The organism is Roseivirga sp. (genome assembly GCF_034669765.1).
GTDB lineage: Bacteria > Bacteroidota > Bacteroidia > Cytophagales > Cyclobacteriaceae > Roseivirga.
Genome location: NZ_JAXMOQ010000008.1, coordinates 81,217 through 98,090, shown reverse-complemented (window position 1 = coordinate 98,090; position 16,874 = coordinate 81,217). Strand labels below are relative to the sequence as shown.

At 38.6% G+C, this 16,874-nt stretch carries 11 protein-coding genes, 1 tRNA gene and 1 pseudogene; 4 read left to right on the top strand and 9 right to left on the bottom strand.

Annotated features, from left to right (window positions below):
- The first annotated feature begins 86 nt into the window (after positions 1–86).
- Positions 87–1,334, top strand: a complete 1,248-nt coding sequence (locus VOI17_RS15635) for a metallophosphoesterase (protein WP_323758165.1) — start codon at positions 87–89, stop codon at positions 1,332–1,334.
- A 397-nt stretch (positions 1,335–1,731) separates the two neighbouring features.
- Here the strand turns inward: VOI17_RS15635 and VOI17_RS15630 are convergent, their stop codons facing one another.
- The 8 genes from VOI17_RS15630 to VOI17_RS15595 form a co-directional block, all read right to left on the bottom strand.
- On the bottom strand, positions 1,732–2,943 hold the full coding sequence (locus tag VOI17_RS15630) for a succinylglutamate desuccinylase/aspartoacylase family protein (RefSeq protein ID WP_323758164.1): 1,212 nt from the start codon (positions 2,941–2,943) through the stop codon (positions 1,732–1,734).
- Positions 2,936–4,807 carry a CBS domain-containing protein gene (locus tag VOI17_RS15625; RefSeq protein WP_323758163.1) on the bottom strand — a complete coding sequence of 624 codons (1,872 nt, stop codon included), beginning with the start codon at positions 4,805–4,807 and terminating at the stop codon, positions 2,936–2,938. Before VOI17_RS15625 ends, VOI17_RS15630 begins: the two co-directional genes overlap by 8 nt.
- Before the next feature lie 274 nt (positions 4,808–5,081).
- Complete coding sequence (locus VOI17_RS15620) at positions 5,082–5,624, bottom strand: inorganic diphosphatase (protein ID WP_323758162.1); 543 nt, start codon at positions 5,622–5,624, stop codon at positions 5,082–5,084.
- Positions 5,625–6,154: 530 nt separating this feature from the next.
- Positions 6,155–7,078 (bottom strand): hypothetical protein, encoded by a 924-nt coding sequence (locus tag VOI17_RS15615; protein WP_323758161.1) that lies wholly within the window; start codon positions 7,076–7,078, stop codon positions 6,155–6,157.
- A 13-nt stretch (positions 7,079–7,091) separates the two neighbouring features.
- Entirely contained in the window at positions 7,092–8,051 is a 960-nt protein-coding gene (locus VOI17_RS15610) for a hypothetical protein (RefSeq protein ID WP_323758160.1), read from the bottom strand.
- A 9-nt stretch (positions 8,052–8,060) separates the two neighbouring features.
- A complete protein-coding gene (locus VOI17_RS15605; protein WP_323758159.1) occupies positions 8,061–8,681 on the bottom strand; it encodes a hypothetical protein in 621 nt (206 codons plus the stop codon).
- A gap of 84 nt (positions 8,682–8,765) precedes the next feature.
- Positions 8,766–9,347 (bottom strand): Crp/Fnr family transcriptional regulator, encoded by a 582-nt coding sequence (locus VOI17_RS15600; protein ID WP_323758158.1) that lies wholly within the window; start codon positions 9,345–9,347, stop codon positions 8,766–8,768.
- 325 nt (positions 9,348–9,672) lie between these two features.
- Positions 9,673–9,759, bottom strand: a tRNA-Ser gene (locus VOI17_RS15595).
- Between the two features lie 193 nt (positions 9,760–9,952).
- On the opposite strand from VOI17_RS15595, the gene VOI17_RS15590 reads away from it, so the two are divergent.
- Entirely contained in the window at positions 9,953–13,252 is a 3,300-nt protein-coding gene (locus VOI17_RS15590) for a WD40/YVTN/BNR-like repeat-containing protein (RefSeq protein WP_323758157.1), read from the top strand.
- Between the two features lie 278 nt (positions 13,253–13,530).
- On the opposite strand, the gene VOI17_RS15585 is transcribed toward VOI17_RS15590, so the two are convergent.
- Complete coding sequence (locus tag VOI17_RS15585; RefSeq protein ID WP_323758156.1) at positions 13,531–15,993, bottom strand: ABC transporter permease; 2,463 nt, start codon at positions 15,991–15,993, stop codon at positions 13,531–13,533.
- 342 nt (positions 15,994–16,335) lie between these two features.
- Between VOI17_RS15585 and VOI17_RS15580 the strand changes: the two genes are divergently transcribed.
- Entirely contained in the window at positions 16,336–16,662 is a 327-nt protein-coding gene (locus VOI17_RS15580) for a PadR family transcriptional regulator (protein ID WP_323758155.1), read from the top strand.
- A pseudogene (locus VOI17_RS18005) lies at positions 16,649–16,837 on the top strand (permease prefix domain 2-containing transporter); the annotation flags it as partial. The gene VOI17_RS15580 and the pseudogene VOI17_RS18005, both read left to right, overlap by 14 nt.
- Positions 16,838–16,874 lie beyond the last annotated feature (37 nt).

Genomic DNA, 16,874 nt, shown 5'->3' with positions numbered 1-16,874 from the left:
TAAGGTTGATTTGGTGGCTCTCGGGGTGGTTCCCGAGAGCTCTTTTTTTGAACTCATATTGGGTTCCTTTGGTTATTAAAGCACATATGAAGTTTAATGTTTTTAGTTTCGTTTTAATAGTTCTATTTCTGAGTTGGATAGAACTTTATGCCTACCAAGCCACGAAAACTCTTTTAAAGAACATTAAGGCCAGTCGGGCCAAATGGTTGAAGCGCATTTACCTTTTTCAAGCTCTGGTAATGATGAGTTTGGTGGTGTATCTCCGTTTTATGCAAACAGGAACCGTAACCTTTAGTTTTATCTTATCCATTATTTTCATGTCCTATGCTGCCAAGCTGGTGGGGTTGATATTTGTCTTTATTGATGACATCAGAAGGGCCATTGCACTTTTCTTTGCGGGGAAAAAACGTAGGAAGGAAAAGAAAATAGCTGCTGGTAAAAAAATATCTCGGTCTGAATTTCTTGCTAAAACTGCCGTTGCGGCAGCCACTTTGCCAATAGTGACCATGAGTTTTGGCATAGTGTCAGGTGCTTATGATTATAGAATCAGAAGAAAGAAATTATATCTTCCTAACCTTCCTAATGGTTTTAATGGAATTAAAATGGCACAGCTGTCCGATATCCATAGCGGAAGTTTCTTCGATAAAAAGGCTGTAGAAGGAGGTATCAATTTGCTGATGGCCGAAAAACCAGATGTTGTGTTTTTTACGGGTGATTTGGTGAACAACCAAACCAAGGAAGTAAACGAGTATTTCGATATTTTCTCTAAAGTAAAAGCGGACCTCGGAGTTTACTCTACTTTAGGGAATCATGATTACGGAGACTATTTGCAATGGTCTTCTGCGCAAGCCAAACAGAGAAATCTTCAAGACATGGTGTTGGCACATGAGAAGTTGGGCTGGAAATTGATGATGAATGAGAATAAATCATTGAAAGTAGGAGGGGATCAAATTTCCCTACTAGGCGTAGAAAATTGGGGTGCTGGCCGTTTTGCCAAATATGGAGACTTAGACCTTGCGCATAAGAACTCAGAAGGTGATGTTAAAATTCTGCTTTCTCATGATCCAAGCCACTGGGATGCGCAAGTAAGACCAAATTATAAAGACATTGACCTAATGTTTGCAGGCCATACCCACGGCATGCAGCTAGGAGTGGAGATTGGCAGCTTTAGATGGAGTCCTTCACAATGGATGTATCCGCAATGGGCCGATTTATATACCGAAGGAAACCATCACCTCTATGTAAACAGAGGCTTCGGCTTTTTAGGCTTTCCTGGCCGAATTGGGATTCTACCAGAAATCACCATTTTTGAATTGACGAATAGGCCTGTTTGACTGGTCTGAATAGCTTTGTGATACGGGGACTTGTCGTTTATCTTATATACCTAAAAATTCTTATAGAGGGATAGAGAGAAGTGTGAGAGGGTCACCCTTATATATAATTAGGTCCGACCTTTGACCTGTTGCGAAAGTGAGTTTTGCTGACAGTGTGAGGGTTAAAAATATGAGAGTTAATATCTTCATAGTGCAGAAGCACTTGCCAACAATTGAGCCAACACATCTATCCGCCATTCCTATTACGTTTTACGCTCAATTTACAGATTTTTGCTTTTATGGAAAGCCTTAACAGCCGTATGGTTCTGTATTTCTTTAACTTTTAAAGCGTTGTGACTTAATGAAGTGTATACCAGTATGGTTGAACCATTCACTTCTGTATTTTGAGGTATTTACATTATTTAATGCGCCACCATTTTTCTTGTTGATAGTCCTCATTTTTAGACCGATACTCTCTGTTTTTAATTACCAATTCATTTTTGTTTAGTCGTTTGCTTCGGTAGCCAAAAAGGTGGAGGATTTGTTTTGGAATTAGACGTGCTATCTTAAGGTCTACTAACATGGTCTCTTTCGAGTCTGAAGACCATTTTACACCGGGGAGTAAAACGAAGAATTTATCTACCATAAGTTTCCTTAACACCATAGATAACCATAAATAAAAGTGGGGGATTTTTCTGATAAGAAAATACCCATCGCTACCCTGTGATTGGTAAAGCGGCATGAAAATGATAGATTTCTCTTTAGCATAAAGGGCCTTACCATTAAGTGTAGCCAAACTTTGATTGCGTGCTATTGGTTGAAAATTTGAAAAACCGGGGTTCATGATGAATTGCTCGTTTTTCTTCACCTCAGTTCGGCTGTAAATTTCGTAGAACACAGAGTGACTTTGGGTAAAAGATTGCCATGCTTTCAGAGAGGAGTCATATTCGGTTAACTCATTTTTATTGAGTGCGCCTGTAAAAACAAGTGATAAATAAATGAAGGTTTTATGAGACTCAATCGAACTAAGTGTGTCATGCTGCCCACCTTCAAAGCCAAAAGAAACATAGCCTAATTCATTAACATAACTTAAAACGGGGCCATCAAGATATTCTTCAATACCTAAAATGAGAGGTACAGGGTATTGGCTTGTGAATTTTCTGTTTAACAAGCTGTCATTCACCGTAATGAATGGAATAGTGTTACTAGAGGTAGTATGAAGGTCAAAAAAGTAAAATGGGCCGTGTTCATTTTTTATAATGTCTTGTAGCAGATTGTATATCTCGAGTTGTTGCTTTTCGTCTTCATTTTTGGGTGTATAGTTTGCTTTATCGAGAGACGCTATTCTTTCTGAAGTCCACAATCGATTTAAGTCAGCTTTATGATATCTGACTGATCTTTCAAGAGCCCACATATTTCCACTTAGGGCAATACATGAACCTGAGAACTGTTCTTGTTTGTTTTTAATTTCCTGAAAAACCTGGTGTAGTGCAAACACACCTGCTGGCTCGTTGCCGTGAATACCTCCAAAAAAAATAAGACATGGTCCAGATTTTTTACCATCAACTCTTCCGATTAAACGGTTAATACTGATTGTCTGATTTAATGCTTTACTGTGAACATCAATCATTATCTAAATGCATTAAGTCCTTGACTGTCACAATCCCAACCAGTTGATCATCTTGTACTACAGGTAAGCAGCCTATTTCATTTTTTTTCATAAGATCTATGGCTTCTTTTATAGGTGTTGAGGTTTGAACTGTGATTGTGTTTTTAACCATTATTTCTTGAGCACTTATTTGGTTACCAGGGTCATTCACCTCTTCCCAAAATTGAATTAAATGCTTCCATGTTATTAAACCTACCAATACATCTCTATTGTCTACCACGGGTAAATGATGAATGTTGTTCCACTTCATATATTGAAGGGTCAGCAGTCCTAGATCCTTAGGGCTTGCTGTCACTAAATTAGTAGTCATAAGATGACCAATTTTACTTGCCGTGGATTTGAAAGATGCTAAGCCTTGAAGATCATCCCATTCACTTACAGGTTTACAAGAACTTTGTTTTTCATGAAGGGCCTCTGTTAAAGCTATTATTGCGTCATCGGTTTTAAGGTCTTGCTTGAGTTTACGGTAATTCTTTACTATCCATTGAGCACCGGTTTGGCCCAAAACTCTGGCTTTAATAATTCCTAGATACTTATTTACATCCTCTTTATCTATCTTCATTTGTTCAAGTCCAGATTTAGAAATTGGCAATAAGTGATTTAAGATTAACTCATTGAGTGGTATTAAATTCCCCATCCAATTTATTATTGACTCAGAACCAGTTCGTGCTGCACGAATAAAGTTGGATTTTGCGTCTCTAAAATCCATGACCTTAGTAAGGTCATCAAATTCAGATGGCCGGCCTTTCATCAACCCCACCCAAAATGCAAAATTTGCCATTTCGTCTATTATTGTTGGGCCAGATGGAATGTATCTATTCTCAATTCTAATATGTGCTTTGCCATTTCCTACCCCATAACAAGGGCGGTTCCATCGATATATGGTGCCATTAAGTAGATTGAGTGCACTTAATTTTGGAATTACACCTTCTTGTAATTCTTCAAAAGAGTTTTTTTCTATGTCTTTAGTAAGCAGCGTTTTAAAACAAGAAATTTCGTTTTTATAATAGTCAATTATATTTCCGGTCAACCACTCATTTCCAAAAGATACTCTGCCTTCTTGTTCGGTTTGAGCCATGGATATATGCCGCGTATCAATACTTTGCTGGAAAAGAGCTATGCGCGTTTCACTCCAAAGTTCCTTGCCTAGCAGCAGTGGGGCATTTGTGCAAACACCAAGCACGGGGCCGGCTATTGCTTGAGCCCAATTGTAACTAGAGGTAAAGTCGCTAGGGTTTACTTGTAAGTGCATTTGAAAACTTGTGTTGCAGGCTTCAAACATCACTGAATTGTGCTTGATAGAAATCTCATCTACGCCAGAAATATGCATTCCAAAATCTTCTCCACGAGCCTCTTTAAGCCGATCATTTAAAGCGTAATAGCGCTTTTCAGGGGTCATGAACTCAAACTCTAATTCATGTTTTGAAATGCTTGGGAGGATGCCTGTGAGTATTATTTTGCAATGGTTATTACTTGCCACTTCCTCTGCTTTTTTTAAAAGCGACCGAACCTGAGTTTCGGCAGCATTAAAAGCATCACCAGAAAGCGTTAATGGATCTAAGTTGATTTCTAAATTGTAACGGGCTAATTCAGCGGTGAAATGCGGCTCATTTATTTCTTTAAGTACCTTGGGTGCTTTTTTTGAAGGGCGCCATTGTTTATTTACAAGACAAAATTCTTGTTCCGCACCAATACGGATAATCCCACTTTCAATCATTTGGTGATCGAGCATGTATTCAAGACTCTTTAAATCAGCGATTAGATGACCTATAAATTTAATTCTGGCCTGATCATCAGATTTAATATTTATTCTTTGATCTCCCATAAGAAATTGCGTTAAATGTTTTTATCATTTTAAACGATGAGGGCAAAGGCTAAATCAGTGTAGGCCAAAAAATGGGCTAGGGTGTTAGTGTAATATCCCTCTATTTCCTAAGGTAGTAAATTAAGAAATAATGATTTCTCAAAAGTTGTTGAAGAGGCTTATTAGTGAAGAATACCAATAGGGGCAGAAATTACCAATTTTGAATTTACGAAAAGATCTGTTTAATGAGTCTTGTTGTGCCCCATAGGATATTGCTTATTTACTGTCCTTGTTGTTATTGTTTGAACTTCTCGTTATACATTTCAAAGCTCTCTTGAAGGATTTTAATGGCAGTTTGCTTGTCAAGAAAATCCTCTACTACCACAGTTTTTTTCTCGAGCTTTTTATAATCCTCAAAGAAATTCCTCATTTCTGAAATGAAATGTGAAGGAAGTTCGGAGATGTCATTGATATGGCTAACGCTTGGATCTCCTGCAGCCACTGCAATTATTTTATCATCTGCTTCTCCATTGTCTTGCATTCTCATAACACCAATTACTTTGGCAGGAACAATACACATGGGTACTATGTCGATTTGGGATAAGATAAGAATGTCTAATGGATCTCTATCTTCACAATAACTCTGCGGAATAAAACCGTAATTGGCCGGATAATAAACGGAAGAATATAACACTCTGTCGAGGATTAAAAGCCCGCTGTCCTTATCAAGTTCGTATTTTGCCCTTGTTCCTTTTGGGATTTCAATGATACCATTTACTATATCAGGCAGATGATCGCCAGGAGATACATCATGCCAAGGGTTGAATTTATTTTTCATAAAGTTGATTTTTCTATTCGTTCAATTTCCTTTGAGATTATACAGCGTAGGTTCTTAGCGCTATTCATTTCGGTATTATACGTAATTAGATCTAATTTGACGTTAAAGCCGCATATTATATACTTCAACGTATAGTTTAAGAATTAGGTGAGGCAAAGTGGGTTTAGGATGATGCTTGACTACTACTTGAAAAGTTAAGCTCAAATTCAATGAATTGCTAAGTGTGAGGCTTAGTGATGTAATAGGCGTACCTATAAAGTTATCACTGGTGGGTCCGTCTACTCAATTAGTATTTTGTTGTTTTTACTTACTTGGATCCTGTTTTTCTTTCAATAAATCGCCCAAGATAGTATGCAATAAGTATAGGTATAAAAGCAAAACTAAGATGTTTTTCTAATAGTCCGTATTGATTTATTATTATTAAAATCATGGTAGAAATTACAATGAAGATCAAATCAAATATTATTTTCTTTACTCTCATTGCTTAAATGATAATGGATTTAGACTCAATCTACTCAATTGTACAGCGTTTATTTTGTTAGTATCCAGTGTACTAGGTCTTTTTCATCAATTATTGCCCAGCTATGCGGGTGTCTATCTCCATTTGCACGGTAGCCTCTGTTTTTAGTTTTAATATAGGTGACTTTGTCTTTTCCGTACAATATGCTCAAATCATTGGCCAATTGTTCGATGTAATAAGCATTCATGTTTTCATATTCTGCCTGCCTATTTTCTTTCCACCACAAGGTGTCTGGTTCGGAATAGAGTCTGATTTTTAAACCGTCTAATTCGGATATATTAATAGTTTCGTTGGTTTTAGAAAGATATGGAGACTTCCTATTGTAGTTCGCAATGGCAGTGTCCCCAACTCCAAATTCTGAATCAAATGATTCGATAATCCAATTTGCTTCTTGTAATGCAGGTTCCGAAAAATTTTTCTCAATGGTTTTGTTAGCACTCTCATATAATGCTAATAAGTCGATAGGAGAGTCCACAATAAAGAGTCCTTTTGGTTGGATTGCGGACTCTGTTGATTTTAAATAATTCGTTAAAAGAAGAGAGATATTCCCACCACTTGAAAAGCCACCTATGTATATATTATTGGGGTTGATATTGTTTTTGGCAACAGCATCAATTATTACATTCTCCAGACCTTCTTTCTCTGTCTTTGAAAGCCATAAATGCTGATTAAAGTTCATCAGTAGAACAGTAATGTTATTAGCAATGGCTATGTCCACAATACTGAATTCAGTCCTTGTATTTTCAGCATTGCAAGGGTAACAGGGGAAAAGAATGAGGAGCCCGTCTTGTTTCTTAGGAATGATTAATTCGTAATCATCAGAAATCACTGTAGTTGATTCAGGAGCTGAAATTTGTTCTTTTTGCTTAACATCCTTATCCTGTGAACAGACCACAAAGACCAATAGCATTGAAATGACGAATAAGCGATTCATTTGAGTTGTGTTTTCAAAATTGAGTATAGGCGATATTTTTTAAGTTATTGGTTTTTAGGTATATGTACGCTCTGTTTAAGCCTATAATCATATTAAATCTTTTTAATAAGTCTCCGCCTATTACACTCATTTGTTGTCGGCCTATTTTCCCTTCAAAAAAGCCCACAGGAACAGCTGTTAGTCCTGTATTTCCTATCCTGAGCGATGGTAATGTGCCCTTTTTCACTTTTATCACATTTCCAAAAGAGTCTTTTAACTCCTGTTCGCTAGTGATCTCTATTCGATCGCCTATGTTGCTTTCCGAGGCAAACTGATCATCATACAAAAGCGCTCCTCCGTAACCTGAATGAATTAGAAATTCATTCTTGTAGTCAACACCAGCTATGGTACTTGTACCTTGAATAAAGAGGTTGTCATTTTTAAAAATGACGGGTATTTTTTCATATTCCGCTGCTTTGCTAGGGAGGGTGTTATGCAGGATCATTAAGCTTTTGTCAAAATCAATTTCGATGAAATACTCCTTAAATAGGTTTGGGCCAAACTTACCATCGGTTGTGGGGCCTGAGTTTTCGTCTTCCCATACCGAAAGACTATCCCAATGGAGTTTGCCTATCGTTAAGGAATTGCTTTCGCTAAACCTAGATGTAGCCCGTCCTCCCCAGCTGCCCACATCGCTTTCCGTTTTCCAATCAATGCTCTTTATTCTTTTTGTTGCTTTCGTGGTCAGATTTATTGAACCAGCTGCTGTATGAAACATTAAATTGAGCGTGTCTACACCTCCAAATACCGCTTTTATAGCGATGTTATTGTGACTAGTCAGTTCAAACGGAATGGTTTCAACGATTGTATTCGTAACGGTAGTTTCTAGCAGTTGTGCTTTACTAAGGTTAGAGGTTAGCAGTATTAATACGATCAAATAATAGTTTTTCATTCGTCTATTGTTGTTGTTTTGAATTCCTTCTTTATTAATCACACATAGGAGTTAAAACTTAAACCCGAAATGTAGCCCCGGTTCTCCAATGAAAAACTTAGACCATTGATCATCCATTAGTTTAAACGAGTTGGGCATTCTTGTGTGATAAGGCCGGTGAGTAATTGCAATTGACGGCTCGATGAAAAACCTGTCATTAAATAGCCTGAAATGATAACCGAGCCTATAAGTATTGAATACTTGAAATCCATTGTCTATTTTCTTACCGCTGTCATCTACGAAAGACTGCCATGCATTCATAACATGTACACCCGTATATAATCCTTTCCATAGAAACCTTTGATAGGTAAGGGCAAAGCCATATTCTCGAATGTATCCCGGAAATTTCTCTTCAGGAGCTTCGTATGATTTTCCATAAGGAATGCCAAGTGACCAAGCGTACTTCCAAGTTTTCAATTCCAGAGAAACTACATCCTTCCTGGTCAGGCGGTACCCTAGGTTAAGTTGTACGAAATCAGGTTTATTCTCTGGTAAAAAATTCCCGAGCATGGCAAAGGTACTGCCAGCAAACCATTTTTTAAAAGTGCTGTCTTGCTTGGTGTATTGAGCATGGAGTTGCGAATTGACAACTAGCATTAAAACGAAACTAAGTGCTAAAATCTTCTTTTGCATATCTTCAAATATTTCTTGTTAGGATATAGCAAAATTGGAAAGACACCTGGCTTCAAAACGTACACTTAAGTTAAGAAGTGAAACTTAGGCCTTACTTTTTTCAAGAATTCTGGCCCTTAGCCTGCTTAGCGATTGGGGCTTAATGCCTAAAAAACTTGCCAACTGATGCTGAGGCACTCGTTGAATAAGGTCAGGTCTTTTTTGCATCATACTCAAGTACCGCTGTTCGGGAGAAGAATTCTTAAAGTCATCGAAATTAACTTGCTCTTTGGCTAAAAGCTCTTCGGACAGTACCCGGCAAAGGGTTTCGAATTTTGGGAATTTCTCAAACATTTCGGCTTCTAGGTCTGGGTTTGAAACGGTAAGTATCGAATCTTCTGTAGTAGCCACATAGTATTCAGAAGGTGTTTTAGTTATTACACAGTTTGGCGTGATACCTTCCATTTCTGTATAGAATGCCGTTGTTTTTTCTTCTCCTTCTATTATGTAATAGCTCCGTATGCATCCTTTTAGAACAAAATAACCATCTTTTGAAGATTGTCCTTCTTCTAGTAAAACTGTGCCTTTCTTTACCGTTCTAAAAATATCTAATGAAGTGAGGACTCTCTTTTCTTCTTCGGTAAGCGAAATGTATTTTGATATAAAGTCAAATAGTATTTCCTGCATGGTTCTTTTTTGTTGTATCGTTTCGTGAGTTGATCTCGGTACCAACACACGAGTGTGTAGGCTTCCATTATTCTTTTGATTTTATAGAACGCTATTACAGCGCTACTCGTTGCTGTAATTTTCTAAACGGTTGGGTAAATAATGCTTGATTGGGTAGAGAAGTAGTTCTTTAGGCAGTCTGTTGACGAAGAGAGGCGGGGAAGAAAGGTCTAAATGGATTCTGTCAAAAGAGACCTGCATTACGCTGCAATACAGAAAAGGGACTTTTAGTGGTAGATTTTAGCCTGAAAAAGAAAAAAGCCAACCCCTTTGGGATTGGCTTTTGCGGAGGGAGGGGGATTCGAACCCCCGGTACGGTTTCCCGTACGCATGTTTAGCAAACATGTGGTTTCAGCCACTCACCCATCTCTCCGTGTTATTAGCTGATATATTGCCCTCGTTTAAGAGGAGTGCAAATATAGGTGATTAGATCAGACTTCACCAAGCGTATTTTAGAAAAATTACCATCAATGTAATTCCATTTTTATAACTCATTAAAATTGAGTCTATTCATTAAACGTTGGCCTCAAAAGGCTGTCTAAATCGAAAATCAACACAACTAAAATATGTATCAACCTAAATGTAAGAATGTCACGAGTTTCCGGACTGGAATGCTCGTGCTTTGCGCTTTGCTGATCAGTTCTTTGTCTTTTGGGCAAAAGATTGATTTCAGTAAGCTAGAAGCAATGAAACCTAGAAGTATAGGTCCTGCAAACATGAGTGGAAGGGTTACTTCTATTGATGTAGTAAACAGCAGCCCGGAAATTATTTATGCCGGTTCTGCCTCAGGCGGTCTGTGGAAATCTGAAAGTGGAGGAATTGCTTGGGAGCCTATTTTTGATGGCAACCTTGCCTTGTCTATTGGAGCTGTAGCCGTTTCTCAGAAAAACCCAAATATCGTTTGGGTAGGAACAGGAGAGGGGAACCCTCGAAACAGCTTAACAGGTGGTTATGGTGTTTACCGCAGTTTAGATGCGGGAAAAACCTGGAAGTTAATGGGGCTTGAAAAAACTAGAAACGTCCACCGTATCATCATCGATCCGAATGATCCTAATACCGTCTATATCGGTGCTATAGGTTCTCCTTGGGGTGATCACAAAGAAAGAGGTGTCTATAAAACTACAAATGGTGGTGAAACTTGGGATCATATACTTTATATAGATGAAAAAACAGGAGTTGGTGACATGGTGATGGACCCTTCCAACCCAAATAAGATTTTAGTAAACATGTGGCAACACAGAAGAGAGCCTTGGTTCTTTACTTCTGGTGGGCCAAGTTCAGGTTTATACATGACCGTAGATGGTGGTAAAAACTGGACAAAGCAATCAGCAAAGGATAATGGAATTCCTGAAGGCGACTTAGGTCGTATGGGACTAGCGTTTGGAACAAATAACCCAAACAGAGTTTATGCCCTTATCGAAGCCAAAGAGAATGCATTGTATCGTTCAGACGATGGTGGGTTTAATTGGGAAATGATCAACAATGGGAATGATATTGGGAACAGACCTTTCTACTACTTCGATATCTATGTAGACCCTAAAAATGAAAACAGGGTATATAGCATTTTCACCAACGTACACAGAAGTGAGGATGGTGGAAAGTCATTCGAAAACATCATTGGCAGAAACCTTATTCATGTGGATAATCACGCATTATACATTAACCCAGACGATCCTAAATATATGATCTTGGGTAACGATGGAGGTATGGCTATTACTCGTGATATGGGCAAGAAATGGCAGTTTGTAGAGAATTTACCTTTGGGGCAATTCTATCATATCAATGTCGATAACGAAATGCCTTACAATGTATATGGAGGTTTGCAAGATAACGGAACCTACACTGGTCCTGCCTATACTTGGAAAAGCGATGGAATCAGAAACGATTACTTCTTCACAATTGGTGGTGGTGATGGTTTTGATGTAATGGCTGATCCTGACGATTCTCGTTATGGTTATTCTCAGTCGCAACAAGGAAACGTAAGTAGATATGATAAACTTACTGGAAGTAGCAAGAGAATTAAACCTACTAGCGATGACCCTAAAGTGAAGTTACGTTTCAACTGGAACTCGGCTATGGCGCAAGACCCGTTTGACAATAGTACTATCTATTTTGGAAGTCAGTTTGTACACAAGAGTACGAACAAAGGCACTAGCTGGACAATTATTTCTCCAGATTTAACGACCAATGATACTACTAAACAAAATCAAGACAAAAGTGGTGGTTTAACAATTGACGCTACTGGAGCAGAAAACCATACAACGCTTTTAGTAATTGAGCCGAGTGCAGTAGAAAAAGGAGTGCTATGGGCTGGATCTGATGATGGTTACATTCATGTAACAAGAGATGGCGGTGCCACTTGGACAAACGTATCAAAAAATATTAAAGGTGTTCCAGCTGGATCATGGGTAAACCAGATCAAAGCTTCTAGATATAATAAAGGAGAAGCTGTTGCGGTAATTAACAATTACCGAAGGTTCGATTTCAAGCCTTACTTGATGAGAACTAAAGATTATGGAAAAACTTGGACTGCAATAGCTACTGAAAATGATGTTTTCGGTTACGCATTGTCTTTCATTCAAGACCCAGTAGAGCCTAAGTTGATGTTCTTCGGGACAGAGCATGGTTTATACATCAGTATTGATGAAGCTAAAACATGGACGAAGTTCGAGAACGGTTATCCAAGTGTTTCTACAATGGATTTAGTGATTCAAGAGCGCGAGAGTGACTTGGTTATCGGTACTTTCGGTAGAGCAATTTATGTACTGGATGATATTAATCCGTTACGTGTTTTAGCTGCTAAAGGACAAAAATCTATTACAGAGTCTGCTGTTACGGCCATTGACGCGGTTACTTCTTACATGGTAAGCACAAGAGCTTCTAATGGCCCTGCTAACCCTGGTAACTCTACTTTTGAAGGAGAAAACAGACAGTCTGGTGTTGCTACGATTAAATTCTTTGCTAAAAAACCTGAAACTCCTGCTGGAGGAGGTAGAGGCGCTGGTGCTCCTCAAGGCCAAGTTAGACCAGCTGGTGGTGGCGGTCAAGGTGGTGGAGGCGGAGGCCGTGGAGGCCGAGGCGGTGCTGGAGGAGGTAATGCTCCATCGGGACCTCAAGCTAAAATCGAAATCTTTGATATGAATGGGAATTTAGTAAGGACATTAAGCTCATCCTATACCGAAGGTTTGAATAGTGCTTCATGGAGATATGATGAAGATCCTCCAGAAGACACTGTTCAGCCAGAAGTGCCTGCTGGCGTTCCTGCTCAGTTTGCTAGTTTCTTTAGAAGAGGTGGTGCTCCTGCGTTGCCTGGTAAGTATACTTTCAAAGTAACAATAGGCAATAGCTCGGATGAGGGTACTATTGAGTTTCAAATGGATCCTAGAGATACATATGATATCAACAACTTAATTGCTAGAAGAGATTTACTGAGAGAAGTAAATGTGCTTACGACTGACGTATCTAATTTAGCTTCTAAAATCACGACTGACATGGCGTCTGTTGATAAAGTATTGGAAGCGCTAAAAACTAAACGTGGACCAGAAGCGAACGCGCTTAAAGCCAAGAGTGAAGCAGTGAAAAAAGAGATGAAAGAACTTTCTGACGCTGTTGGTAGCGGAGGTGGTTTCCGTTTCGGAGGAGGAGGTAATTCTGATGTTACTCCTTTAAACTCTAAAGTTTCTACTCTATCGCGGAGTGTCACAGGTTCATTTGAAGCGCCAGGTGCTGCTGACCGCAAGGACCTAAATGATTTCAATGCGGAGTATGAAGCATTAAAATCTAAAGTAGATGCATGGTTCGCTGCCAACTGGAGTGCTTATTTAGCCGCAGTTAAAACAGTAGATTTCTCTCCAATTGGAGGGTAATTAATAAGTCATCTACATAAATAGGGCCGACCTGTTTAGGTAAAAATGTAATCAAATAGCACCGAGAGAAATCTCGGTGCTATTTCTTTTTATGGCCTATCGACTGAATTTTGTAATACACCAAAAAGGACTTTGAGATCGATGGATTTGAAATTCCGATAGGAGAGTTTTATAAGGAATCCGTTTTCAAGAGACTAGGTTAAATGGCATCCGTTCTAAAAAACAAAAAGGCAACCCCAATCGAGGTTGCCTTTTAAATTGAATTGAGATTGAAATCTTTATTCGTACCGAAGTGCTTTCACAGGATTCTGATTTGCAGCTTTTAACGAATGGAAACTGACCGTTAAGAAGGAAATAACTAAAGCCAATACTCCCGACATACCTGCTGCAAGCAATATCACTTCCTGTAAATTCATTCTATAGGCAAACACATCTAACCAGTCATTAATGAGCCAGTAGGCTGCTGGAGCGGCCAAAACGAAGCCAATCAGCACCAGCACCATAATGTCTTTGAAAATCATGAATACCAGTTGTGGAACTGTGGCCCCTAACACTTTTCTCACACCAATTTCTTTTATTCTGGTGGCAGTGGTGAACGAAGACAAACCCAGTAAGCCCAAGCAAGAGATTAAAATACAGATGTATGAAAGTATACCTGTAAGCTTGCTTTGTCTTTGATCTCCACGGTAAAGCTCTTCTGCTTGTTGATCTAGAAATTCATATTCAAAAGGGTGATTGGGGTCTAACTCAGTAAACTTATTTTCTAAGAATTTCATGGTTGGGCCAACTGCACCGTCATTCATATGAACCATTAAGGTAGGTAGCCCTTGCGCTCCCGCATTTTGTAATTGGTATCTGTAAATAGCGGTAGGCTCTACCTTAACATGAAGCGAAAACGCATTAAAATCCTTAACCACACCAATTACCTTAGTCGGTTCTGGTAGCCCAATAGGAGAAACGGTTTGCCCTATTGGCTCATCCCAGCCCATTGCATCCACAACCGCTTGATTAACAATTACTCCTTGAGTAATGTCCGTAGCCATATTTTCGTCAAAATCTCTACCTTGAACAATTTCAATGTCCATTGTTTTAAAATAGTCTTTCCCAACAGTAAGTACATTGTAGGTATCTTGTGTTATGTTATTTTCGTTGTCGCTAACGCTTAATAGTCGTCTGCCTGCTCCTAAAAGACTGTTACCCACATTACCACCACCTCGACCCACTCCAAAGGCATCAGTAATACCTAAAATACTTGGGTTCTGCATTAGTTCTGCCTTAATGAACTCCATTCTGTTCCGAACAGTGGTGTCTTGCAAAGGAATTAACACCACATTGTCTTTATTAAAACCTAAATCTTTGGTCCTTAAAAAGTCGATTTGACTATTCATTAATAGGGTGGTAATTACCACGGCAATGGAGATAAAGAATTGAAATGCCACCAATACTTTTCTGAGGAAAACACTTTTTGGACCAGTTTTCACACTTCCTTTCATAGCGACCAAAACGGAAATGGCCGATAGGTAAAAAGCGGGATAAATGCCCGAAAAAAGACCGATAACTATGGCCACTCCTAGTGAGCCAAATAGTAGCAACGGATTGCTAAAGAAATGGAGTTGAAGGTCTTTCCCTAAAAGAGAATTTAAGGTTGTACCATGGATTAATATATTGACAATTAATATGGCCAGCATCAACGAAAGGAATGTGATGATCACCGATTCGCTTAAGAACTGAGCGCGCAGTTTTCCTCTGCTAGAACCCAATACTTTTCGCACTCCTACTTCCTTGGATCTGTTGGTGGCCCTTGCTGTGGCCAAATTCATATAGTTGATGCTGGCTAAAAGTAGGATGAAAATACCAATGGCGGTAAATGCCCTAGTGTAGGTTAAGTTACCAGTAGGTAAATCATACTGTACTTTTGAATTAAAATGTATATATGCTAAGGGCATCAATCGTGGGCTAAAACCAGCATCTCCTAGGCCAGCTTGTAGCACCAAAGGCTTCATGTACTTTTCGAAAAAGTCTGGAAACTTGTTATAAATATTGTTTACATCGTAGTTCTTCGGAAGCATGATGTACGAATAAAGAGAGATATTCCACAGTTGATTTGCTTTTTGTTGACTCGTTAGAGCAGGTTGACCAGAAGTAACGGTTGAGATGGAAATCAAGCCTTCAAAAGTGAGGTGAACGTTGTCTGGTAAGTCTTTAATAATACCCGTTACCTTCAAATTATTGTTGTCAGTTTCTAAGAGTTGCCCAATGGCTTCTCCATTACCAAAAATACGCTTTGCGGCTGTTTGGGTGAGTACTATACTGCTAGGTTCAACCAAAGCAGTTTTGGGGTTCCCTTCAATAAATTCATGCGTAAACATGCTGAACACAGAAGAGTCTGCGAAATAGAGATTGTCTTGATATATGTTCTTGTCTCCAATTCTGAATAGTTGCCTCCCAGCGCTCATAAACCTTGTGAAATTCTGAATTTCTGGAAACTCTTCCTTCATCATTTCGGCCAAAACAAATGAGCTAAGAGCAAATTCATCGTCCTTAGGTGGGATTCTGAATTTGGATTCAACCCTGTAGATCCGATCATACTTTTCATGGTGTTTGTCAAAACTCATGTCGCTTTGAACATATAAAAGGATGATAATAGCCACGGCTAAGCCCATAGCTAAACCGAAGATATTTAGGAATGAATAAAATTTATTTCGGAGTAAGACTCTGAAGGCATAGGAAAAATTCTTCATAGTGGTGGTTTATAGCTGATTAACAATAGATTTCTACCACTAAAGATGCCAAAGGATCGTGATAGTTGTAAGGCTTTGTTAATCAAAGGTTTGTGTTGTAGGTAAGTGGCAGCTTAAGTGTTTGTTGTTCGCAAACGAACTTGATTATGAACGTATACGTACATTTTTTTGCTGTATGAGATTTAACTTTTGATTTAGAGTAACGAATTTAAATTTGTGAAGTCTTACTAACAAGAGGGTTTCAGGATGCCTCATGTTTCGAAATATTGTTCACTATTTATTTCAATCTCTTTTGTGTTTAACGTGTTTCTTATATTATTTGCATAATAATAAAATATTAAAATGAAAGGAACGTACTTAGGTGAGTTTGAGGAGGTAGTGCTTTTGACAGTGGCTATGTTAGGAAATTTGGCTTATGGAATAACAGTGAAGGAAGAAGTGGAAACTCGGACCAAGCGTGAAATAAATTTAAGCGCTGTACATGCTACACTTTATAGATTGGAAAAGAAAGGTTTCTTGAATTCTGAATTAGGGGAAGCTACTAAGTTAAGAGGAGGAAAGAGAAAACGCATTTTTAATATAACTCCCTATGGAGTGAAAAGCTTAAAGGAAGCGAAAAGCCTAAGAGAAGGCATTTGGAGCTCCATACCGGAATATGTCTTACAATAACGATATACCAAAGCCGCCTAAATTTCCCTTGTGGTTCTTAAGGCAATTCTGTACTGAAAGATGGGTTGAAGAAATTGAGGGTGATCTCTATGAGGAGTACGCTTTGAATATTCGAAAAGTAGGGCTGAAGAAGGCAAGAAAGAAGTACTCAATTACAGTACTAAAATCTTTTAGGCCTTATCTGATAGTGGATAAAATACATAGTACTCAAA